Here is a 21655-nt window from a genome sequence, read left to right as displayed (position 1 = left end):
TGACCATGCGTGGAAAAGTCGTTCTTTCGTTGCTTGCCGTCGCTTGCCTCGGCGCGGCGGGCTGGCTCTATGTTTCGCCGAACGCGCTGGGCAGGGTCGAACAGATCATCGGCGCAAAGCAGGTGGCCGCGGCGGACCAACCGGCCGCGGCTTCGGACAAGAAGGGCGCCACGGCGGCGCGCTCCGCCTCCATCCTCTCGGCCGTCGCTTCGACGGCCGATTTCCCGATCCGGCGCTATGCGATCGGGTTCGTCTCGTCTCCGGCCGTCGTCAGCATCAATGCACGGGTGTCCAGCCAGATCGTATCGATTGACGTCAAGGACGGGCAGATGGTGAAAACAGGCGACGTTTTGTTTTCACTGGACGACCGGGCGCTGAGGGCGCAACTGGCCAAGGACCAGGCGGCGCTCGCCAAGGACCAGGCGATGCTCGCCAGCTCGAATTCGGATCTCCAGCGCGCCAAGGACCTGGTCGCCAAGCAGGCCGGGACGCAACAGACCTACGACCAGGCGGTTGCGGCGCAAAAGGCGGCGGTAGCAACCGTCGATGCCGACAAGGCGACGATCGACGCCGACAACGTCCAGCTTGGCTTTGCCACGATCACCGCGCCGATTTCCGGCCGGCTTGGCGCCGTCAATGTCGCGGTCGGCGACCTGGTCACCACCAGCAATGGCAACAACAGCAGCACGGCGACCCCGCTGGTGACCATAACCCAGATGGATCCCTTGCAGGTCAACTTCAACCTGCCGGAAAGTAACCTGGCGCTTCTGCATAAGGCGCTTGCCGCGCCGCAGCAGGGTGCCGTGACGCTGACCAAGGACGGCGATCCGGCGCCGATCGGCAAGGGGACGCTCGATTTCGTCGACTCCAGCGTCGACACCGCTTCCGGCACGATCGCGACGCGGGCGAGCGTGCCGAATGCCGATCTCTCCTTGTGGCCGGGCCAGTATGTGAATGTCGTGCTCGACGCCGGCATCATGCCGAAGATGACATCGGTTCCAACGGTTGCGGTGCAGCCCAGCCAGAAGGGGCCGTTCGTCTATGTGGTCAAGCCGGACAACACGGTCGAGATGCGGCCGGTGGAGGTGGCCCTGACCGAAGGTGACAACAGCGCCATCAGCCAGGGGCTGAAAAGCGGTGAGAAGGTAGTCACCGAAGGCCAGACAAGGCTGAAGGACGGCGCCGCCGTGCATGAAGGCAAGGCCGCGACCGGTGGCGGCGGCCAAGCCGCTCCCAAGGTCGCGCAAGCCGACAAGGCCGGCGAGGCGGCCCAATGATCTCCGAATTCTGTATTCGTAGGCCAGTCGCCACCCTCCTAATGTCGTTCGCCCTCGTGCTGGGCGGACTGTTCGCCTACAAGTTCCTGCCGGTGGCGGCGCTGCCCAGCGCCGAATTCCCGGTGGTCAACGTCTCGGCGCAGTTGCCCGGCGCCTCGCCGGAAACCATGGCCACGTCGGTGGCGACGCCACTGATCAAGCAGTTCGCCACCATCGCCGGCATCGATTCCATTTCGACCACCAACTCGCTCGGTTCGACCTCGATCGCCATCCAGTTCGTGCTCAACCGCGACATCGACGCGGCAGCGGCCGACGTGCAGGCGGCGATCGCGCGTACGCAGAAATCATTGCCGCCGCAGATGACGGCACCGCCGAGCTATCGCAAGGTCAATCCGGCCGATGCGCCGATCCTGCTGATGTCGCTGGTCAGCGACACGGTTCCGCTGACCGATCTCGATGCTTTCGCGGAAAACGTCATCTCGCCGTCGCTCTCGACGATCGATGGCGTCGCGCAGGTCTCGATCTTCGGCCAGCAGAAATATGCGGTGCGCATCCAGATCGATCCGACCGCGCTTGCCGCGCGCGGCATCTCGATCGATCAGTTGCAAGCGGCGATCGCGTCAGCAAACAGCAACACGCCGCTCGGCGTGCTGCAGAACGACAAGCAGCAGCTCACCATCACGGCCAACACGCAACTGACCAACGCTGCCGGCTTCTCCAACCTCATCATCGCCACCAAGAACGGTCACCCGGTACGGCTGGGCGAGGTGACCCGCGTCGTCGATTCGGTGCAGACGACCACCACCGCAAGTTGGTACGATGGTACCCGCGCGATCATCATGGCCGTGCAGCGCCAGCCCGACGCCAACACGGTCGACGTCGTCGACAAGGTCAAGGCGATGTTGCCGTCCTTCCAGGACCAGATGCCGGCCGCCGCCTCGATCAAGCTGCTCAACGACCGTTCGACCTCGATCCGCCAGGCTGTCGATGACGTGCAGTTCACGCTGCTGTTGACCATCGCGCTGGTGGTCATGGTGATCTTCGTGTTCCTGCGCCGGGTAACGGCGACCATCATCCCGGCCGTGGCGGTGCCGATCTCGCTGATCGCCACGCTTGGCGCGATGTTCCTGTTCGGCTTTTCCATCGACAACATATCGCTGATGGGCCTGACGCTTGCGGTGGGCCTTGTCGTCGACGATGCCATCGTGATGCTGGAAAACATCTTCCGCCATATGGAGGAGGATGGGTTGTCGGCCTTCGATGCGTCGCTGAAGGGCGCGCGCGAAATCGGCTTCACCATCATCTCGATCTCGATTTCGCTGGTGGCCGTGTTCATCCCCGTGCTTCTGATGGGCGGCGTGATCGGGCGCATCTTCAACGAGTTCGCCGTCGTGGTGACGGTCGCCATCCTGGCCTCGATGTTCGTGTCGCTGACGCTGACGCCGATGCTGTGCTCGCGGCTGCTGTCGGTTACGAAGGCTGATCGCGACAAGCATGGCCCTGGTCACAAGCAGGACTTCATCACACGCGGCTACGACCAGATCTTGAGCTTCTGCCTGCGGCACACCTTCCTGGTGTTCCTGGTCTTCATCGGAACCGCGGCAGCGTCGGTATGGCTGATCCAGGTCTCGCCGAAGGGCTTCTTCCCGCAGGAGGATATCGGCCAGATATCGGTGACGACCATCGCGCGCCAGGACATCTCGTTTGACGCCATGGCCAAGCTGCAAGGGCAGGTGGCCAACGTCTTCTCGCATTCGCCGTATGTCGACCATGTGGCGTGGTCGGCTGGCAGCGGCAACAATGCGCTCAACCAGGGGCAGCTGTTCGTCCAGCTCAAGGGGAAGGACCAGCGTCCCGATATCGAGAAGGTGCTTTCGGATCTAAGGCGACAACTGGCCGGCGTGGCGGGTATCGAGACCTACATGCAACCGGTGCAGAATTTGAGGCTGGGTTCGCGGTCGTCGGCCAGCGCCTATCAGCTCGTGGTTCAGGGCCTGGATACCGGCCAGACCGATATCTGGGCGCAGAAGATGAACGACGCGATGGCGGCCGACCATGCGACTTTCGCCGACGTGACCAGCGACCTGCAGAACAATGCCCTGCAGGCGACGCTGGTGGTGGATCGCGACAAAGCCGCCCAGCTCGGCATCGATACCGACACGCTGCGCTCCGCTCTCTATGGCGGGTTCGGCACGGACCAGGTTTCGACAATCTTCGGTTCGGCCGACAGCTACGAAGTCATCACCGAGCTCGATCCCAAGATCGAATGGTCGCCCGAGCGGATGCTGGCCATCCAGATGAGGACGGCGGGTGGCAGTCTGGTGCCGCTTGGCGCCTTTGCCCGGGTCGATCGCACGGCCGGCGCCTTGACGGTCAACCAGCTTGGCCAGCTGCCCGCGGTGACCATCTCCTACAATCTGCCGCAAGGCGTGGCTCTCGGTGACAGCGTGACGCGCATCAACGCGCTCAAGGAGCAGATCGGCATGCCGACGGCGATCTCGACGACCTTTGCCGGCACGGCCAAGACCTTCCAGGATTCGCTGGCCAACCAAGGCCTGCTGATCGGCGGCGCCATCCTGACCATCTACATCGTGCTTGGCATCCTCTACGAAAGCTTCATCCACCCGCTAACCATTCTTACCGGCCTGCCATCGGCGGTGCTTGGCGCCGTCGTTGCGCTGCGCTTCGCCGGCATGGATCTGTCGGTGATCGCGGTGATCGGCATTCTGATGCTGATCGGCATCGTCAAGAAGAACGGCATCATGATGGTCGACGTGGCGCTGGAATTGCGACGAGACGGCTTGTCGGCCACCGAGTCCATCCACAAGGCCTGCCTCATGCGTTTCAGGCCGATCATGATGACGACGCTGGCCGCACTGATGGGCACGTTTCCGATCGCGCTCGGCACCGGCGCCAGCGCCGAGCTGCGCCAGCCGCTGGGCGTTGCCGTTGTCGGCGGCCTGCTTGCTTCGCAGGCGCTGACCTTGTTCGTGACGCCGGTGATCTATGTCTACATGGAGAATTTCTCGGGCTGGCTGGTCGGGCTGATGCCGAAGCGCAAGGCTGAAGAGATCCCGAAGGAACCTGTAAGGCAGCCCTCTCTGTTCGATGTCAACGAGGAGCAGCAGCTCGAACCGCAGAAGACGGCCGCCGAATAGAATTCAAGGTCGCCAGGATCTGGCCCAAGGCGTTGCGCTTGCGGTGGCATCACCGGAAACGTAATTTGCGGTCATGTCACACGACCACGACCACGACCACGACAACGAGCTCGATCCCTTTGCCGCGCGGGTACGTGCGCTGGAGACGATCCTCACTCGCAAGGGGCTGATCGATCCGGCCGCGATCGATGTCATCGTCGACACCTACGAGACCAGGATCGGCCCGCGCAATGGCGCCAGGGTGGTGGCGAAGGCCTGGAGCGATCCTGCCTATGCCGACTGGCTGAGGCGCGATGCGACGGCAGCGATCGAATCGCTCAGCTACACCGGCCGCCAGGGCGAGCATATGCTGGCGGTCTTCAACACCGAGGACACGCACAATCTCGTCGTCTGCACGCTGTGCTCCTGCTATCCGTGGTCTGTGCTCGGCCTGCCGCCGGTCTGGTACAAGGCGCCGCCCTACCGCTCGCGCGCGGTCATCGATCCGCGTGGTGTGCTGGAGGAGTTCGGGCTGACGCTGCCGGCCGACAAAAAGATCCGCGTCTGGGATTCCACCGCCGAGTTGCGCTATCTCGTCGTGCCGATGCGTCCCGACGGCACCGAGGGCTGGAGCGAGGAGCGGCTGGCCGATCTGGTGAGCCGCGACGCGATGATCGGCACCGCTTTGGCGAGCCAGCCGGCATGAACGGGCCGCAGGACCTCGGCGGACAGATGGGCTTCGGTCCGGTCGCGCCGGAAATTGACGAGCCGTATTTCCATGCCGCCTGGGAAAGGCGGGCGCTGGGCGTGACCCTATGCGCAGGCGCGATGGGCGCATGGAACATCGACGAGAGCCGGCATGCCCGGGAATCGCTGCATCCTGCCGACTATTATGCCTCCAGCTACTACGAGATATGGATCAAGGCGCTGGAAGTGCTGCTCAAGCGCCATGGTTTTGTCAGCGAGCGCGATCTCAAGGCGGGCACCGCGGTCGATCCGGCGGCGGCGCCGAAACGGGTGCTGAAGGCCGAAAACGTGCCCGCGGTGCTGGCCGACGGCGGTCCTTGCGACCGGCCGGTGGCGCAACCAGCGCGGTTCAAGGCCGGCGATCCCGTGCGGACCAAGAACTTCAACCCGACCGGCCACACGCGGCTGCCGCGCTATGCACGCGGCAAGCATGGAACGATCGAGGCGGTGCGCGACGGCTTTGTGTTTCCAGACAGCAACGCGCATGGCCAGGGCGAAAACCCGCAATGGGTCTACACGGTGGTTTTCGAAGGGTCGGAAATCTGGGGCGAGGGCGCCGACCCGACGCTGAGCGTGTCGATCGATGCCTGGGAGAGTTATCTTGAGCCGGCGTGAGGCAAACGGACCCGCCGCCGATTTGCCGCTTGGCGTCGATGCCCCGGTCTTTGCCGAGCCATGGCAGGCCGAAGCATTCGCCATGACGGTTGCGCTGCATGACAAGGGCCTGTTTTCGTGGGACGAATGGGCGCAGGCACTGTCGGCGCAGGTGAAGAAGCCAGGTGCCGCGGTTGACGGCCATGGCTATTACGAACATTGGCTGGCGGCGCTGGAAAGCTTGCTTGTTTCGAAAGGGCTGACCGCCAAGGCGGATGTCGATGCCATGGCTGAAGCCTGGGAGCGCGCCGCGCACGCCACTCCGCATGGCAAGCCGATCCTGCTGGAGAACGACCCCAGGCCGACCAGACAGGTCGTGGCGGCAGGCCGACCATAATCGCGGCGTTGCCACGTCTGTTCTCTTTACGTTCTTGTTTGCGCCTGATAGCCTGACCCGTCCGTGGCGCTGAAGCGCCCCGACACGTCGATGGTGGTGGCGGCTATCTTGTCTTTCCCTTGCGAATCCGGTCTCTCGCGCTGATGGAATTCTCTCCCCAACAGGACGAGGCGCTGCAAGCGGTTGCCCGCTGGTTGAAGACCGGAAAGCCGCAGCTGTTCCGGCTGTTCGGCTATGCCGGCACCGGCAAGACGACGCTGGCACGCTATTTCGCCGAGCATGTCGACGGTCAGGTCCAGTTCGCCGCCTTCACCGGCAAGGCGGCGCAAGTGCTGCGCTCCAAGGGCGCGATCAACGCCCGCACCATCCATTCGCTGATCTATCGGCCGAAGGGCGAGGAATCGGTATCGGACGAGGTCACCGGCAAGACCTCGATGTCGCCGACCTTTTCGCTCAACCGGCAAAGCCCGATCTCGCGGGCGAAACTGGTCGTCATCGACGAATGTTCGATGGTCGACGAACAGCTTGGCCGCGACCTGATGAGCTTCGGCACGCCGATCCTGGTGCTCGGCGACCCCGGCCAGCTGCCGCCGATTTCGGGCGGCGGCTTCTTCACCGACCACGAGCCGGATTTCCTGCTCACCGAAATCCACCGGCAGGCGCGCGACAATCCGATCCTGCGGCTGGCGCTCGATGTTCGCGAGGGCCGCGAGTTCATGCGTGGCGACTATGGCACGGCCCAGGTGATCGGCAAGGAAGACGTCACCCGGGAGCTGGTGCTGAAGGCCGACCAGGTGCTGGTCGGCACCAACCGCACGCGGCGCCGCTACAATCAGCGGCTGCGCGAACTCAAAGGCTTCAATGCCGACTATCCGCAGGCCGGCGACAAGCTCGTCTGCCTGCGCAACGATCCGGCCAAGGGCCTGCTCAACGGCTCGCTATGGAAGGTGATGACCTCGTCGCGCGAGACGGTGAAGCCCGGCATCAACCTTCTGGTGTCGCCGGAAGAGGACGATCCGGATCGCGGCGTCGCCAAGATCAAGCTGCTCAAGGCAGCCTTCGAGGATCCGGATGCCGACATCCCCTGGCAGCAGAAGAAGCGCTTCGACGATTTCGACTATGGCTACGCGCTAACCGTGCACAAGGCGCAGGGCTCGCAATGGAACGAGATCGTGCTGTTCGATGAAAGCTGGGCCTTCAAGGAAACCCGCCAGCGCTGGCTCTACACCGCCATCACGCGCGCGGCCGAGCGGCTGACGATCGTCAGGTAGCAGCCATTCGACGGCCCTGCGGGGCTGTCGTGTTTCAGCCTCGACCCTGTTGCTCTTCGGTCGGCCGGGCTCCAAGCCATTGCCAGGCCGAGGCTTCGTCCTCGGTCTCGAAATGCTTGAATTCGATTGACGGCGCATCCCGCAGGACATGTCGCGCGTCGGCGGTCCAGTCCGGCTCGCCGATCGTCGCGCAACGGCCGACATGTTGCATTGCATGGGCGGTCCCCTGCGTCAGGGTCTCTTCGGCAATATTGGCCCAGTCGACGCCATCGTGATCGACAAGGCGCACCAGCACGTCGATATGTGGGTGAAGGGCATAGGCTGCCTCCATCAACCCGAAAAGGTTTTCGCCATCGGCCGCCGAGACGTGGCCGACGACATCGATGGCGAGAAGATCGTCACGGCTGGTCTCGAGACGACGGATAGCCGGTACGGCATCGAGAAAATTCATGGCGCTTCCTTTCGCGGACTCACTTCATCACGCTTGGAACACTCGAAACCCCCTGTCTGTTCCCCCCAAAGGCATTATAGGTGGCGCGTCGAATGATCTCCGAGGCCGCTTCCATGCCCGCAAAACTCTCCGTCAATCTCAATGCCGTCGCCATGCTGCGCAACAGGCGTGACCTGCCGTGGCCGAGCGTGACGGGCCTCGGCCGCATCGCGCTCGCAGCCGGGGCGCATGGTCTGACGGTGCATCCGCGCCCCGACGAGCGGCACACGAGACACTCGGATCTGCCTGAGATACGGTCCCTGATCGACGACGAATTTCCGCGCGCGGAATTCAACATCGAGGGCTATCCGACCGAGGATTTCCTGGTGCTTGTGGAAAAGCATCAGCCCGAACAGGTGACGCTGGTGCCGGACGATCCGGCGCAGGCGACGTCGGACCATGGCTGGAACTTTGCCGCCGAGGCCGCGTTCCTTACTCCGATCGTCAGACGCCTGAAGAAGAGCGGCTTTCGTGTGTCGCTGTTTTCTGACCCGGACCCTGCGGGCGTGACGGCAGCGCGGGACACCGGCGCCGACCGCATAGAGCTTTATACAGGTCCGTATGGTAGTTATCATTCCGATCCCGCCGGAGCGGCCAAGGAATTGGAAAGACTGGGAAAAACCGCTGATGCCGCGCTTGCCGCCGGTCTTCAGGTCAATGCCGGGCACGATCTGGTGGTCAGCAACCTTCCGGCACTGGCAAAGCGCATTCCGGCATTAGCCGAAGTGTCGATCGGACATGGATTGACAGCCGACGCGTTGGAGTATGGCATGGCCGGCACGGTGGGGCGGTTCCTGAAGGCCTGCGGGTGGTAGGGTAGAGCCGCGCATTGAAAGTATGGCAGCCATCGCGTGCAATTGATATCGTATCGCAGCATGCATAGAGCGCCGCGCGCTTGTCGGAGAGTGGTCGATGGCCCTTGCCAGTAGCGGTAGCGAGGCTGGAACCGTCGAACAATCGAGCCATTCCGAGGTCGAAAAGCACAGCACCAAGGTTCTGATGCTGGGCGCACTCGGTGTCGTCTATGGCGATATCGGCACCAGCCCCATCTACGCCTTCCGAGAGGCGCTCCATGCTTCTCCCGGCACCGATACGCGCAGCGATGTGCTGGGCGTTCTGTCGCTGATCGTCTGGGCGCTGACGATCATCGTCACCATAAAGTATGTCGCCTTCGTGCTTCGTGCAGACAACAAGGGCGAGGGCGGTACGCTATCCCTGATGGCGCTTGCACGAAGCGCCTATCCGAAAGGCGCCCGACTAATTCTCGGGATCGGGCTTTGCGGTGCGGCGCTGTTCTTTGGCGACGCTATCATCACACCGGCCATCTCCGTGCTGTCGGCGGTCGAAGGCCTGGAGGTGGTGACCCCGACACTGGATGCCTATGTCGTGCCCATCACGCTGGTCATCCTGGCCTTTCTGTTTTCGGTGCAACGCTTCGGCACCGGAAAGGTCGCGGCGGTGTTCGGGCCGGTGACAGCGCTTTGGTTCCTGGCCATCGGCATCGCAGGGCTCTATCACCTGACGGACGATCCATCGGTCCTGATGGCGATCAATCCTTACTACGCCGTCTATTATCTCGCCGGCACTCCGACCGCCGCCTTTGTGACCGTCGGTGCGGTGTTCCTGGCCGTGACCGGGGCCGAGGCGCTCTATGTCGATCTCGGCCATTTCGGGCGCAAGCCGATCGTGATGGCTTGGTTTTCCGTGGTTTTCCCGTGCCTGCTGCTCAACTATTTCGGGCAAGGCGCTTTTGTCCTGGCCAATGGTGGCAGGCCGACCAATCCGTTCTTTCAGATGCTGCCGGACTGGGCACTGATGCCGATGGTGGGCATGGCAACGGCCGCGACCGTTATCGCCAGCCAGGCGGTCATCTCAGGCGCTTTTTCACTGACTCGTCAGGCCGTGCAGCTCAACCTTCTGCCGCGCATCGAGGTGCAGCATACCTCTGAAATGCAGCTCGGGCAGATTTACATGCCCCGCGTCAACCTGCTCATCGCGATCGGGGTGATGCTGCTGGTGGTTGGTTTCGGCAGCTCGAGTGCGCTGGCCTCCGCTTACGGAATTTCGGTGACCGGCGAAATGCTGATGACGACCATTCTGCTGTTCGTGGTGATGCGCAAGCTGTGGAAATGGAAGCTGGCGCTTGCCTTGGCTCTGGCCCTGCTGTTCGGCATAATCGACAGCGGTTTTTTCTTGGCAAACGTCGTCAAGATCTTCGAAGGCGGATGGGTATCAATTACTGTCGCCTGCATAATGGGGCTGATCATGTCGACATGGATTCGCGGCACCCGCTATCTGTTCGACAAGACCCGGCGCAACGAGATTCCGCTCGATTTCCTCGCCGGCAATCTGTTGAAGAAGAAGCCGCAGCTGGTGTCCGGCACCGCCGTGTTCCTGACCAGCGATCCCTTGAGCGCGCCAACGGCACTGATGCACAGCYTGAAACACTACAAGGTGCTGCATGAGCAGAACGTCATCCTTTCGGTGGTGACCGCGCCGCAGCCGGTKGTGCCCGACAGCGAGCGGGTCAAGATGGAGACGGTCAACGAGCTGTTCATGCGGGTGACSCTGACCTTCGGCTACATGGAGCAGCCCAACATCCCGCGCGCGCTGGCGATCTGCCGCAAGCAGGGCTGGAAGTTCGAYATCATGACGACCTCGTTCTTCCTGTCGCGACGTTCGCTCAAGGCCTCGCCCAATTCCGGCATGCCGGTGTGGCAGGAYCGGTTGTTCATCGGCCTGGCGCGCACGGCGGCCGACGCGACCGAATATTTCCAGATCCCGACCGGCCGTGTGGTAGAGATCGGTACGCAGGTGGCGATCTGACGAGCCCTTGCCGATGAACGGTTGAGGAGACGGGAATGAGCGGCGAATTGGTGCTTGTTACCGGTGGCTCCGGCTTCCTCGGCGCGCATTGTATTCTCGAACTGCTGAACGCCGGCTATCGTGTTCGCACGACCGTGCGCTCGGCCAAACGCGAAGCCGATGTTGTGGCCATGCTCAAGGCCGGCGGCTCCGAGCCTGGAGCGGCGCTCTCGTTTGCCGTCGCCGATCTGATGGCCGATGCGGGCTGGCCGGATGCGGTGGCCGGTTGCGACTATGTGCTTCATGTCGCCTCGCCATTTCCGCCCGGCGTGCCGAAACATGAAGACGACCTGATCATCCCGGCCCGTGAGGGCGCGCTCAGGGTGTTGCGCGTGGCGCGGGATGCGAACGTGAAGCGCGTCGTGCTGACCTCGTCCTTCGCCGCAATCGGTTATGGCAAGCTGCCGCCCGGCGGGCAGCCGTTCACCGAGGAGAGCTGGACCGATCCGACGGCCAAGGTCAGCGCCTATGTGAAATCGAAAACGCTCGCCGAACGCGCCGCCTGGGATTTCATTGCCGCGGAGGGTGGCAAACTGGAACTCGCGGTCGTCAATCCGGTCGGTATCTTCGGGCCGGTGCTCGGCCCGGACCATTCGACCTCCACAGAATTTGTCCAGCGTATGTTGAACGGTGCCATGCCGGGGCTGCCGCGCCTGTCTTTCGGCGTTGTCGACGTGCGCGACGTGGCGGACCTGCATGTGCGTGCCATGACCAATCCTGCCGCCAGGGGCAAACGATTCCTGGCGGTTGCCGGCGATTTCATGACCGTGCGGGAGATCGCGCAGACTTTGAAAACGCGACTGGGCGATGCCGGGGCGCGCGTCTCGACGCGGGAACTACCCGATTGGCTGGTGCGGATCGTGGGCTTGTTCAACCCGGAAGTCGCACAGTTGGTGCCGGAACTGGGCAAGGTCAAGAATGCGACCAAAGCGAGGGCCGTGCGCCTGCTAAGCTGGGCGCCGCGATCACGCGAGGACGCGCTGGTTGCCACCGGCGAAAGCCTCATCCGGCTCGGTCTGCTCAAAAAGGCGAAGTAGCGCCGGAAGCCGGGGTTCGGCTTCCGGGACCACTCACTGACCGTCAGCCTGCCAAGGCAGCCTTGTTGGTCTCGAGGAACTGCTTCAGCGACACCGACTTGCGGCCGGAGAGCGTTTCCACGGCGTCCGTTACCATGCCAAGACCGCCGCCCCGCGTGGTGGCGTCGAAGGACACCAGAAGCTTGGCGAAAGGCTCAGGCAGGCCGGCTGACTTCATGCCCTCGGTCAGAGCGTCGTCGGAAAGCTGCACGACCTGGATGGGCTTGCCGGTGACTTCGGTGACGAGGGCCGCGACCTCGGCGGTCGTATAGGCCTGGGGTCCGGTCAGCGTGTAGGTCGCGCTCTCGTCGGTGCCGGAGGCGAGCCCCGCGGCGATCGCCGCCGCGAGATCGTCGCGCGCGCCATAGGAAATGCGGCCATCTCCCGCCGACGTGTACCATTGGCCCGACGCCAGGATTTGCGGCGTTGCCATGAACAGGTTCTCGTCATACCAGCCATTGCGGAAGATCGTATAGGGAATGCCGCTCGCCTTGATCGCTTGTTCGGTGTCGTAGTGGTCGGGCGCGAAATGGACCGGTGAACCTGGCTCGGGGTTAGGCATCGAGGTGTAGAGCAGGTGGGCGACGCCGGCCTTGCTGGCCGCGGTCACGGCCGCGAGCTGCTGCTCACGGCGCTTTCCCTGCACCTCAAGTTCGTTGGTCGAGATGATAAGCGCCCGGCTGGCGCCCGCGAAGGCCTTGGCAAGCGATGCCGGATCGTTGAAGTCGGCGGCCCTGACGACAACGCCGCGCGCCGCCAGGTCGGCAAGGTTGGCCGGCGTGCGTGTGGTGGCGATGATCTGCGCCGCCGGGACGTTGAATGTGTCCAGCAGGTGGTTGATGACGCTGCGGCCGAGTTGGCCTGAAGCGCCGGTGACGAGGAGGGTTTTGCTCATTGGAGATCCTGGCATGGGTCGGAGAGGAGGGACTAATGGTGGTCTCAAAAAGAGACCAGCACTAAAATAGGAATTGACCCGTGGCCGTAAAGAAGGCAGTTTTTCGGGAGGTAGGCACAGCCAGGGAACCAGCCGTGGACAGCACCATCGTCAATCTCAGATCCAAGCTCGAGATCTACAAATCCTTGAGCGATGGCGGCAACATCGCCGATTGCCCGGTTCGGGACGTGATCCAGGGGCTGAACGGCAAATGGAGCTCACTGTTGATGGCGGCACTGGCCGAGCAGCCCTATCGCTTCGGCGAGCTGCGGCGGCTGGTGCCCGACATTTCACAGCGCATGCTCACCCAGACGCTCTACGACCTGCAGCGCGACGGCTATGTGCATCGCGAAGTGTTCCCGACCAAGCCGCCAAGCGTTGAATACAGCCTTACCGACCTTGGACGGTCGATGTTCGGCGCCTTGCACCAGCTGATCCTGTGGGCCGAGCTCAACCATGACGCGGTGCGCAGCGCGCGCGCCGGTTTTGATGCGGCCCAAGGGTGAGCCGGCCCGCGAAGCGGACAAAGCCAAAGGGCCGCGGCTTGATTTAGTCCGCCCGCTGAAGGATTGTCCGGCGAGTTCGGCGTTGGGGGCATTGGCATTTCCTACGATATCGCGATTGCCGGGGCCGGCCCGGCGGGGCTCGCCGTGGCGCTCTATCTCAAGCGCGCCGGGCACAAGGTCACCATCTTCGAGCGCTTCGAGGAGCCGAAGCCGGTCGGTTCCGGGCTGATCCTGCAGCCGACCGGGCTGACGGTGTTGGCTGATCTCCGCCTGCTGGACGAGATACTGGCGCTGGGCAGCCGCATCGACCGGCTGCATGGCGCGGATGCCTCGACAGGCCGCACTGTTCTCGACGTCCGCTATGATGCCCAGCGCGGGCACCGCTTCGGGCTTGCGGTACATCGGGCCGCTCTGTTCGGCGTGCTCTTTCGTGCTGTGCAGCACGAAGCGATCGCCATCGAGACAGGTGTCGAGATCGAGACTCTGGAGACCGGCGAACGGGCAACGCTGGTCTGTGGCAACGGCCGCAGGGAAGGGCCGTTCGACTTCGTCGTCGACGCCAGCGGCTCACGCTCGAAGCTGCGGCAGTGCACGGGCAATGCAGGCGCGCCACGGCCGCTCACCTACGGCGCGTTCTGGGCCTCGCTGCGCTGGCGCGATGAAGGTTTCGACGAGCACGCGCTATTGCAGCGCTACGACAAGGCCAGCGTGATGATCGGGGTGCTGCCGATCGGCCGGCCGCAGCCGGGCGCTGAAAAGATGGCGGCCTTCTTCTGGAGCCTGAAGCCGGCCGACGCCGATGAGGTGCGCAACCGGGGCCTCGAAGCCTGGAAGGAGAGGGTGGTTCGGTTGTGGCCCGAGAGCGAGGCATACACCAGCCAGATCGAGGATTTCGACCAGCTCTCGCTGGCGCGCTACGGCCACCACACGATGAAGTGGCCGGCCGGCCGGGGGCTGGCCGTCATCGGCGACGCGGCGCATTCGACCAGTCCGCAACTCGGGCAAGGGGCGAACATGGCGCTGCTCGACGCCGCGGCGCTCAGCCATGCGCTGGCGCGGACGCCAAACGTCGAGGCGGCACTTCAAGCCTATGCGAAGGCACGGCGGTGGCACGTGCGTGTCTTCCAGGCGCTGTCGCTGGCGTTCACGCCCTTCTACCAGTCGGACTCCATGGCGCTGCCCTTCATCCGCGACAGGCTGGTGGCGACGGTGGCAAGAATCCCGCCGGCGCCACAGTTCCTTGCCTCGATGGTGGCCGGCACGGTGGTCGATCCGTTCAGGCGTATCGGGCTCAAGGAAGCGCGATGGCCAGATCGTTCCGCTGAATAATCGTCGAGAGTTGCGACTTCTTCGCCTGCAGAAACGCATGCAGGCGCAGCGGGTAGTCCGGCGCGACGGCGTGCCTGATCGACGGACGCTCCCTCAACGCCTGACGCCAGGCCCGGACGAACGGCTTGCCGTCCAGAATGCCGAAATCGCCGATCCGGTCGAACACGTCGAGATATCTGAAAACAGGGCCGTGGACGGCGTCGACAAGCGAGAAGTGCTCGCCGGCGAACCATGGTCCGTTCCGTTCGGTGTCCGCCAGCTCGGCTTCGAGATGATCGAACATCGCCGACAGCGCGCTGGTTTCGGCGAGGAAGCCGGCCTCCGTCGAGGCCGAATAGAACCGGCCGATGGCGTTGAGGATTGCCGAGCCGAACTCGATCCAGGCACGATGCCGGGCACGGGCATAGGGGTCGGCGGAGTGGAGGGGATGGGCTTGTGTCTCTTCGAGGAATTCGAGAATGACAGCGGATTCGAAGATCACCGTTTCTTCGCCATTTCGCTGCACGCGCAGCAGCGGCACCTTGCCGAGCGGCGAGATCGCTCTGAACCAGGCCGGCTTGTTGGCGAGGTCGATATCGACGCGCTCGAACGGCACGCCCTTTTCGGCCAGTGAAATTGCCGCGCGCTGCACATAGGGGCAGAGAGGATGGCTGACGAGAATGAGCTTGTCGGTCATCTCACTCTCCCCAGACATAGTTCAACGCGCCGTGCTCGACGCGCGTCGACAGGAACATCAGGCGGGAATCCTTTGGCGCCGGACCATCGACGCGGTCACCACTGGCCATATCGAACGAGGCGCCGTGCCATAGGCAGACCAGTCTGCCGTCCTTGCAGTCGAGCGGGCCACCAAAGTGCAGACAGACATTGGCGGCGGCGCGGATACGCTCGCCGCTGCGGTAGACATGGACCTCGCGGCCGAAGAACGGGGCGATCAGGCTGCCCGTCTGAGGAATGTCGGCAACCTTGCAGATTTCGTGTTTCATGACGCGTCCTCAACATTAATGCAATTGCATCTATATAGATGCACCTGCATTGACTGTCAAGCTTGATGCAGTTGCATCTATCGCCTATGGTGGGCCATGACTGAGAAAGCCATGCCTTCGCCCGAAGCCATCACGGCCTGGGCCCGCCTGATGCGCGTTTCGCGCCAGCTCGTGGAAAGTGCTGAAGACGCGCTGAAGGAAGGCGGCCTGCCACCACTTGCCTGGTACGACGTGCTGCACGAACTCGCCGAGGCGGGTGAGGGCGGCTTGCGGCCGTTTCAACTGATCGAGCGCACTTTGTTTGCGCAATACAACGTCTCGCGGCTGCTGGCCCGGCTCGAGGCAGACGGGGTGGTCGAGAAACTGCCGGTGGCCGATGACGGCCGCGGCCAGACCATCCGTATCACGGCCAGGGGCCGCGAGATGCGTCGCCAGATGTGGGCTGTCTATGGGCGGTCGATCAGCGAACTGGTCGGCGCCAAACTCTCCGCGGATGAGCTGAACATGGTGTCGGCACTCCTGGGTCGATTGCGCCATCCGCCCGTTGTGGACTGACGTTTTAGCGCCGGTCTGGCCGAATGACTGCCCCAAAGAAAGGCCAGTGTCGCCAGCACGCCAAGGCCCACGCGAACCCGGTGCAGATCGCCCCACTTGACGATCAGGGACCGGGCTTGCGGATTGCCGGCGCCTGCGTCCATCGCCTCCAGCACCCTGTTGGTCGGCATCATGGCGATCAGCGTCCACGGCCAGGGCAGGATGATCAGCACCGCGCCGACCAGAAAGGCGAAACCGCCAGTCTGCCACCAGGCAATGAGACCGAGAACACAGGCGACGATGGCAATCGACGCCTGCATTGCGGCGCCCCGCTTGTAGGAAGGCTGCCATTCCTGCAGCAGCGCCTTGTCGTCGAGACGAAGCCGCGCCGGTTGCTCGGCGACACTGACGTAGATCGCGGCGCCAGAGAATACGGCGGCAACCATCAAGGCCAACAATCCGATCAGCATCTTCGTTCCCCGCGCAGGCGTCCGGCACGACGCCATGTGGATAGAAATAGGACTTGCATGGATCGGGACAATACGCCATAGAAGTGCCGAACCGTAACGTACGGTACGGCTTGCCGGAAATAACCGGCCGGCCTTGCCTGCCGAGACCGGCCTTTGCCTGCCGAGAGAAGAGCGTGTTGGACATCGTGCCCGAGATCGACACCAGCGAAGCGCTGACGGGGCGGCAGAAAGCCGTGCTCGACGCAGCGCTGCGCCTGCTCGTCGAGGAGGGCGATCAGCTGACCATGACCGCCGTGGCGCGCCGGGCAAGCTGCTCCAAGGAAACGCTCTACAAATGGTTCGGCGACCGTGACGGGCTGCTGACGGCGACGGTGCAGTGGCAGGCGTCCAAGGTGCGGGTGGCGCAAGTCGATGGCAAGGGGCTCGATCTTGTGTCGCTGACAGCGAGCCTCGAACGCTTTGCTTCCGACTGGCTGCAGGTCATTTCGAGCGACACTTCGATCGCGCTCAACCGGGTGGCGGTGAGCCATGCTGGTTCCGGCAAGGATAACCTTGGCGCCGTGGTGCTGGAGAATGGCCGCTTCGCCCTGGCCAAGCGGCTGAAGCCGGTGCTTGAGGCCGGACGGCAGGCCGGACTGCTCGACTTTGTGGATGCCGAGACGGCGTTCCGCACCTTTTTTGGGCTGGTCGCCCGCGACGTGCAGATCCGTCTGCTGCTCGGCGACCGGCTGGAATTGACTGAGGCGGCGATCGGCGGCGATGCCGCGCGGGCGACGCAGCAGTTTCTCGCTCTTTTCAAGAGCAACAACCGGCCGCAAGGCCTCTGATTCATAACCGGGAAGGAAGACAAAATGCGTGTCTATTACGATCGCGATGCCGATCTCAACCTGATCAAGGGCAAGAAGGTTGCTATCATCGGCTATGGCAGCCAGGGCAGGGCGCACGCGCTCAACCTCAAGGATTCGGGCGCCAAGGACATCGCTATCGGCCTCAAGGCCGGCTCGGCGACCGCCAAGAAGGTCGAGGCCGACGGTCTCAAGGTGATGAGCGTGGCGGACGCGGCCAAATGGGCCGACCTGATGATGATGGCGACGCCTGACGAACTGCAGGCCGACATCTATCGCAACGAGATCGCGCCGAACATTCGTGACGGCGCTGCAATCGCCTTCGCGCACGGCCTCAATGTGCATTTCGGCCTTATCGAGCCGAAGGCCTCGGTCGACGTCGTCATGATTGCGCCGAAGGGCCCTGGCCACACGGTGCGCGGCGAATACCAGAAGGGCGGCGGCGTGCCGTGCCTGGTCGCGGTCAACCAGGACGCTTCGGGCAATGCGCTTGACCTGGCGCTGTCCTATGCCTGCGGCGTCGGCGGCGGCCGTTCGGGCATCATCGAGACCAATTTCCGTGAGGAGTGCGAGACCGACTTGTTCGGCGAGCAGGTCGTGCTTTGCGGCGGCCTGGTCGAGCTGATCCGCGCCGGCTTCGAGACGCTGGTGGAAGCCGGCTACGCGCCGGAAATGGCCTATTTCGAATGCCTGCACGAGGTCAAGCTGATCGTCGACCTGATCTATGAAGGCGGCATCGCCAACATGAACTATTCGATCTCGAACACCGCCGAATGGGGCGAATATGTCTCGGGCCCGCGCATCATCACCGCCGAGACCAAGGCCGAGATGAAGCGCGTCCTGAAGGATATCCAGACCGGAAAATTCACTTCGGAATGGATGCAGGAATATCGCGCCGGCATGTCGCGCTTCAAGGGCATTCGCCGCAACAATGACAGCCACCAGATCGAGGAAGTCGGCGCCAAGCTGCGCGCGATGATGCCGTGGATTTCCAAGAACAAGCTGGTCGACAAGGCCAAGAACTAAGTTAAATCCACGTTCTTGCCTTTGCGTGTCCTCGGGCTTCGCCCTGCGGGCACGCGGGGATTTCCAAGAACAAGCTGGTCGACAAGGCCAAGAACTGAACCTTGCGCTCGAAGTCCTTGGGTTCGAAGAGCTGAAAATGAAAAACGGCGCCACATGGCGCCGTTTTTCATGTCAGGGCTCCGCTACAGCTAGCTCGTCAATAGGGCGAGTAGCACTGCTGACGCGGGCCGCCATAGGGCTGGAACGTGTTGTCCCAGGCGCGATACGACCGGTAGCGGTTATAGCACCATTGGACATGGGCGCTCGAAACCCGCGTGCGGTAGTAGCGGCGCGGTGGCGCGTCGTAGTAATTGTAGTTGTTGTACATGCTGCCGATGCCGAGCCCAAGGCCAAGGCCTAGAAGGGCAGCCGCGCCGTCATCGTAGTAGCCGCCGCCGTGATAATGATGGCGACCATGGCGCCAACGCCAATTGTCTCCATTGTTCCAGTTTCCGCCGCCGCCATTCCAGTGTCCGTGGCCACCGTTCCAGTGTCCGTTTCCGCCATTCCAATTGCCCGACCGGCGCCATCTCCAATTGCCGCCATTGTTGCCGCCCGCCCAGCCTTCGCGAACCACCATCGGCGCCGCAGTGCTGGCGGGGATCGACACGTCGGGCTGCATCATCGGCCCTGCGGCGGACGGCGCCGTGACGCCGGACAGGATACCGAGGGCAATCAGCCCGGATTTGACCGTGGAAGAAAAGAGCGAGTTCATTGCACTCTCCAAGAGATACAGGCCCCACGCCTATTTTAGGGGGCCTATTGTGGATGTTTGCATCTGAACGGCGGATGAACGGAAAGGTTCCGTCAACCATGGCGCGAGTGGCGTCAGGACCGATCGATCTCCGCTGGCGGTCCTGCGACCTTGTTTTCCGCCGCGCTTGCGGGCAAAGGTCATGACATGTCGCTGCGCCTCGCCACCTTCAATGTCGAGAACCTGATGAACAGGTTCGATTTTTCCGGCTATCGCAACCAGCTCAACGAGGATCGCACGCTGGCGCTGTTCGATATCCAGAGCGAGGCGGAATACAAGATGCTGGAGCAGGCGCGCGCCATAGCCCAGTCCGACGATACGCGCCAGCTGACGGCGCTGGCGATCGCGGCAACCCGCGCCGACATCATCTGCATGCAGGAGGTCGACAACATCGAGGCGCTGAAGGCCTTCGAATATGGCTATCTGTTCAAGATGGTGGGGCAGGGCTACCGGCAGAAGTACACCACATCGGGCAATGATTCTCGTGGCATCGACGTTGCCGTGATGATGCGCAACGAGACCGCGCAGGGCCAGGCGATCGAATTCGTGCGCATGACCAGCCATGCCTACGTCACCTACGAACAGTTCGGGCTGCACACGCCGGAGCTCGAGGCACTCGGCAACCAGGCCAATGAGCGCATCTTCCGGCGCGACTGCCTGGAAGTCGACGTGACCGTGGGCGGCGTGCCGCTGACGCTTTATCTGGTGCACTTCAAGTCGATGGGCTCGCCCCGCAACGGGCTCGACGGACGCGAAGCGACGATGCCGGTGCGCATCGCCGAGGCTCAAGCCGTGCGCCGGATCATCGAGGAGCGCTTCGGCAAGGACCACGCTGCCGACAAGCGATGGGCGGTCTGCGGTGACATGAATGATTACCGGCAACGCGTGAAGATCGCCGGCGACGCGATCGACGGCCACCGCTTCGAGGTGGTCAACGAGAACCAGTCCTGCATCAACGTGCTGACAGAAGGCGGCTTCTGCGAAAACGTCGTCGAGCGGCGGCCGGAGATGAACCGCTGGAGTTTCTACCACACGCGCGGACCGGAAGAACGGCATCTGTGCCAGCTCGACTACATCCTGTTGTCGAAAGGGCTCGCCGCCAGCAATGCGACGGCTGTTCCAGACATCATCCGCAACGGCCAGCCCTGGCGCACGATTTTCCCGCCCGGCCAGGAGGTCGACCGGTTTCCGCGCGCCGGCTGGGACCGGCCGAAGGCATCCGATCACTGTCCCGTGGCGATCACCTTGGACATGACTTGAGACGCCGATGAGTTTCGACCTGCCGCGCAATGTCATCCTGCCGGTCGATGCCGTCGACGTGCGGCTCGATCCCAGCACGCACCCGTTCGCACTGGATAATGCGGAGGCAATCGTCGAGAACTGGCAGCGCGAGCTGGCAGCCAGGCCGGCGCTGTTCGACGGCACGGTGGTGCTGCTGTCGCAACTCACCTATCGCGACAACCGTCTTGTCGGCCGCTGCCATGCGGTCAACTACTCCACCTTCATGCTTTGGCGTAAGCGGCGCGAGAATTCGGGCGCCGAACATGCCTATGCCCATGCCGTGCTGGTGGCCGGCGACAATGCGCTGGTGGCGATCCGCATGGGCTCGCACACGGTCAATGCCGGGCGCGTCTATTTCGCCGCCGGCTCGTTCGAGCCCATCGACTTTCGCGACGGCCAGGTCGACGTCGATTTCAACATGATCCGCGAGGTGCGCGAGGAGACCGGTCTGGATCTGTCGGACGCGCCACGCGGCAAGCGCTACCACGTCCTGTCGACGGCCAGCGGTACGGTGATCTTCCGCCGCTATCGCGAGACCGCGCCGGCCGACGAACTTGCCCGGCGAATCTCAGCCTTCGTCGCCACAGAGACCGAGCCGGAAATCGAGGGGCCGGTCATCATCCGCCACGCCGCCGACCTGCCGGACGGGTTGGCGGCACATATGAAGCCGCTGGTCGAGTGGCATTTTGCGGGCGTGGACTAACGACGCGTCTTGCCCTGCGCCGCCTTGCGATCGTTGCGGGCGGCGACGAAGAACAAGATAAAGCCAAGACCCAGCAAGCCGCCCATCGCCATTCCCATGGTCTGTCCGACGACTGCCTGGAAATCGGCGGCGACCCGATCGGGATTGGCCATGCCGAAGCGGGCGAGATACCACCAGATGCCTGCAAGGACTGCTTCGATGACGACCATCGCCAGGATCAGTCGTGTCTTCTTGCTCATGCTTTGTTCGCCCCCGACCAGAGATATCTTGCCTTAGGGCGTGGAGATCGCCGAGTCGATCGAATCTCATCGAAATGAGGTCGATTTGGGAGTGAAGGCGGCGGCACGCAACGCGCGGCCCCCCCCCTTGCATGCCGCCAATCCGCCTGCTACATACT

22 protein-coding genes and 1 pseudogene are annotated in these 21655 nt (G+C 63.3%); 16 read left to right on the top strand and 7 right to left on the bottom strand.

Annotation, left to right across the window (positions count from 1 at the left end):
• Positions 1–5 precede the first annotated feature (5 nt).
• From AC1D0I_RS13495 to AC1D0I_RS13470, 6 genes are all read left to right on the top strand, one after another.
• The gene (locus AC1D0I_RS13495; protein WP_477395627.1) at positions 6–1277 is read left to right on the top strand and encodes an efflux RND transporter periplasmic adaptor subunit; all 1272 of its coding nucleotides are present in this window, start codon (positions 6–8) and stop codon (positions 1275–1277) included.
• Positions 1274–4435 carry an efflux RND transporter permease subunit gene (locus AC1D0I_RS13490; RefSeq protein WP_477395625.1) on the top strand — a complete coding sequence of 1054 codons (3162 nt, stop codon included), beginning with the start codon at positions 1274–1276 and terminating at the stop codon, positions 4433–4435. The genes AC1D0I_RS13495 and AC1D0I_RS13490 overlap by 4 nt, the downstream gene beginning before the upstream one ends.
• Before the next feature lie 73 nt (positions 4436–4508).
• On the top strand, positions 4509–5120 hold the full coding sequence (gene nthA, locus AC1D0I_RS13485) for a nitrile hydratase subunit alpha (protein ID WP_477395623.1): 612 nt from the start codon (positions 4509–4511) through the stop codon (positions 5118–5120).
• The gene (gene nthB / locus AC1D0I_RS13480; RefSeq protein ID WP_477395621.1) at positions 5117–5776 is read left to right on the top strand and encodes a nitrile hydratase subunit beta; all 660 of its coding nucleotides are present in this window, start codon (positions 5117–5119) and stop codon (positions 5774–5776) included. The genes nthA and nthB overlap by 4 nt, the downstream gene beginning before the upstream one ends.
• Positions 5763–6152 (top strand): nitrile hydratase accessory protein, encoded by a 390-nt coding sequence (locus AC1D0I_RS13475; RefSeq protein WP_477395619.1) that lies wholly within the window; start codon positions 5763–5765, stop codon positions 6150–6152. The genes nthB and AC1D0I_RS13475 overlap by 14 nt, the downstream gene beginning before the upstream one ends.
• A 143-nt stretch (positions 6153–6295) precedes the next feature.
• Positions 6296–7423, top strand: a complete 1128-nt coding sequence (locus AC1D0I_RS13470; RefSeq protein WP_477395617.1) for an ATP-dependent DNA helicase — start codon at positions 6296–6298, stop codon at positions 7421–7423.
• A 34-nt stretch (positions 7424–7457) separates the two neighbouring features.
• Here the strand turns inward: AC1D0I_RS13470 and AC1D0I_RS13465 are convergent, their stop codons facing one another.
• Positions 7458–7874 carry a SpoIIAA family protein gene (locus AC1D0I_RS13465; RefSeq protein ID WP_477395615.1) on the bottom strand — a complete coding sequence of 139 codons (417 nt, stop codon included), beginning with the start codon at positions 7872–7874 and terminating at the stop codon, positions 7458–7460.
• Positions 7875–7987: 113 nt separating this feature from the next.
• On the opposite strand from AC1D0I_RS13465, the gene AC1D0I_RS13460 reads away from it, so the two are divergent.
• From AC1D0I_RS13460 to AC1D0I_RS13450, 3 genes are all read left to right on the top strand, one after another.
• Positions 7988–8728 carry a pyridoxine 5'-phosphate synthase gene (locus tag AC1D0I_RS13460; RefSeq protein ID WP_477395613.1) on the top strand — a complete coding sequence of 247 codons (741 nt, stop codon included), beginning with the start codon at positions 7988–7990 and terminating at the stop codon, positions 8726–8728.
• 97 nt (positions 8729–8825) lie between these two features.
• Positions 8826–10739, top strand: coding sequence for a potassium transporter Kup (locus AC1D0I_RS13455; RefSeq protein ID WP_477395612.1), 1914 nt, complete (start codon positions 8826–8828; stop codon positions 10737–10739).
• A 35-nt stretch (positions 10740–10774) separates the two neighbouring features.
• On the top strand, positions 10775–11815 hold the full coding sequence (locus tag AC1D0I_RS13450; protein ID WP_477395610.1) for an SDR family oxidoreductase: 1041 nt from the start codon (positions 10775–10777) through the stop codon (positions 11813–11815).
• A gap of 43 nt (positions 11816–11858) precedes the next feature.
• On the opposite strand, the gene AC1D0I_RS13445 is transcribed toward AC1D0I_RS13450, so the two are convergent.
• Positions 11859–12749 carry an SDR family oxidoreductase gene (locus AC1D0I_RS13445; protein WP_477395608.1) on the bottom strand — a complete coding sequence of 297 codons (891 nt, stop codon included), beginning with the start codon at positions 12747–12749 and terminating at the stop codon, positions 11859–11861.
• 134 nt (positions 12750–12883) lie between these two features.
• On the opposite strand from AC1D0I_RS13445, the gene AC1D0I_RS13440 reads away from it, so the two are divergent.
• A complete protein-coding gene (locus tag AC1D0I_RS13440) occupies positions 12884–13294 on the top strand; it encodes a winged helix-turn-helix transcriptional regulator (RefSeq protein ID WP_477395606.1) in 411 nt (136 codons plus the stop codon).
• A 63-nt stretch (positions 13295–13357) separates the two neighbouring features.
• The gene (locus AC1D0I_RS13435) at positions 13358–14623 is read left to right on the top strand and encodes an FAD-dependent oxidoreductase (RefSeq protein WP_477395604.1); all 1266 of its coding nucleotides are present in this window, start codon (positions 13358–13360) and stop codon (positions 14621–14623) included.
• On the opposite strand, the gene AC1D0I_RS13430 is transcribed toward AC1D0I_RS13435, so the two are convergent.
• The gene (locus tag AC1D0I_RS13430; RefSeq protein WP_477395602.1) at positions 14586–15299 is read right to left on the bottom strand and encodes a glutathione S-transferase family protein; all 714 of its coding nucleotides are present in this window, start codon (positions 15297–15299) and stop codon (positions 14586–14588) included. The two genes, AC1D0I_RS13435 and AC1D0I_RS13430, sit on opposite strands and share 38 nt — an antisense overlap.
• A gap of 1 nt (position 15300) precedes the next feature.
• Positions 15301–15606 (bottom strand): Rieske (2Fe-2S) protein, encoded by a 306-nt coding sequence (locus tag AC1D0I_RS13425; protein WP_477395600.1) that lies wholly within the window; start codon positions 15604–15606, stop codon positions 15301–15303.
• 96 nt (positions 15607–15702) lie between these two features.
• On the opposite strand from AC1D0I_RS13425, the gene AC1D0I_RS13420 reads away from it, so the two are divergent.
• Positions 15703–16161 carry a MarR family winged helix-turn-helix transcriptional regulator gene (locus AC1D0I_RS13420; RefSeq protein ID WP_477395599.1) on the top strand — a complete coding sequence of 153 codons (459 nt, stop codon included), beginning with the start codon at positions 15703–15705 and terminating at the stop codon, positions 16159–16161.
• A 35-nt stretch (positions 16162–16196) separates the two neighbouring features.
• On the opposite strand, the pseudogene AC1D0I_RS13415 reads toward AC1D0I_RS13420, so the two are convergent.
• Positions 16197–16610: pseudogene (locus AC1D0I_RS13415) on the bottom strand (anthrone oxygenase family protein); the annotation flags it as partial.
• 173 nt (positions 16611–16783) lie between these two features.
• On the opposite strand from AC1D0I_RS13415, the gene AC1D0I_RS13410 reads away from it, so the two are divergent.
• The gene (locus AC1D0I_RS13410) at positions 16784–17437 is read left to right on the top strand and encodes a TetR/AcrR family transcriptional regulator (RefSeq protein ID WP_477395597.1); all 654 of its coding nucleotides are present in this window, start codon (positions 16784–16786) and stop codon (positions 17435–17437) included.
• A gap of 24 nt (positions 17438–17461) precedes the next feature.
• Positions 17462–18481, top strand: a complete 1020-nt coding sequence (ilvC, locus tag AC1D0I_RS13405) for a ketol-acid reductoisomerase (RefSeq protein ID WP_095087167.1) — start codon at positions 17462–17464, stop codon at positions 18479–18481.
• Between the two features lie 196 nt (positions 18482–18677).
• Here ilvC and AC1D0I_RS13400 read toward each other — a convergent pair whose 3' ends face one another.
• On the bottom strand, positions 18678–19235 hold the full coding sequence (locus tag AC1D0I_RS13400; RefSeq protein ID WP_457150243.1) for a BA14K family protein: 558 nt from the start codon (positions 19233–19235) through the stop codon (positions 18678–18680).
• Between the two features lie 186 nt (positions 19236–19421).
• Between AC1D0I_RS13400 and AC1D0I_RS13395 the strand changes: the two genes are divergently transcribed.
• A complete protein-coding gene (locus AC1D0I_RS13395; RefSeq protein ID WP_477228784.1) occupies positions 19422–20534 on the top strand; it encodes an endonuclease/exonuclease/phosphatase family protein in 1113 nt (370 codons plus the stop codon).
• Positions 20535–20541: 7 nt separating this feature from the next.
• On the top strand, positions 20542–21258 hold the full coding sequence (locus AC1D0I_RS13390; RefSeq protein ID WP_477395595.1) for a hypothetical protein: 717 nt from the start codon (positions 20542–20544) through the stop codon (positions 21256–21258).
• On the opposite strand, the gene AC1D0I_RS13385 is transcribed toward AC1D0I_RS13390, so the two are convergent.
• Positions 21255–21497 carry a hypothetical protein gene (locus tag AC1D0I_RS13385; protein ID WP_477395593.1) on the bottom strand — a complete coding sequence of 81 codons (243 nt, stop codon included), beginning with the start codon at positions 21495–21497 and terminating at the stop codon, positions 21255–21257. The genes AC1D0I_RS13390 and AC1D0I_RS13385 overlap by 4 nt on opposite strands.
• Positions 21498–21655: the final 158 nt, after the last annotated feature.

The sequence above is a fragment of the Mesorhizobium sp. P2_D1 genome (assembly GCF_056404455.1).
The sequence above is the reverse complement of the archived record's forward strand: the minus strand, read 5'-3'. Positions and strand labels throughout refer to the sequence as shown.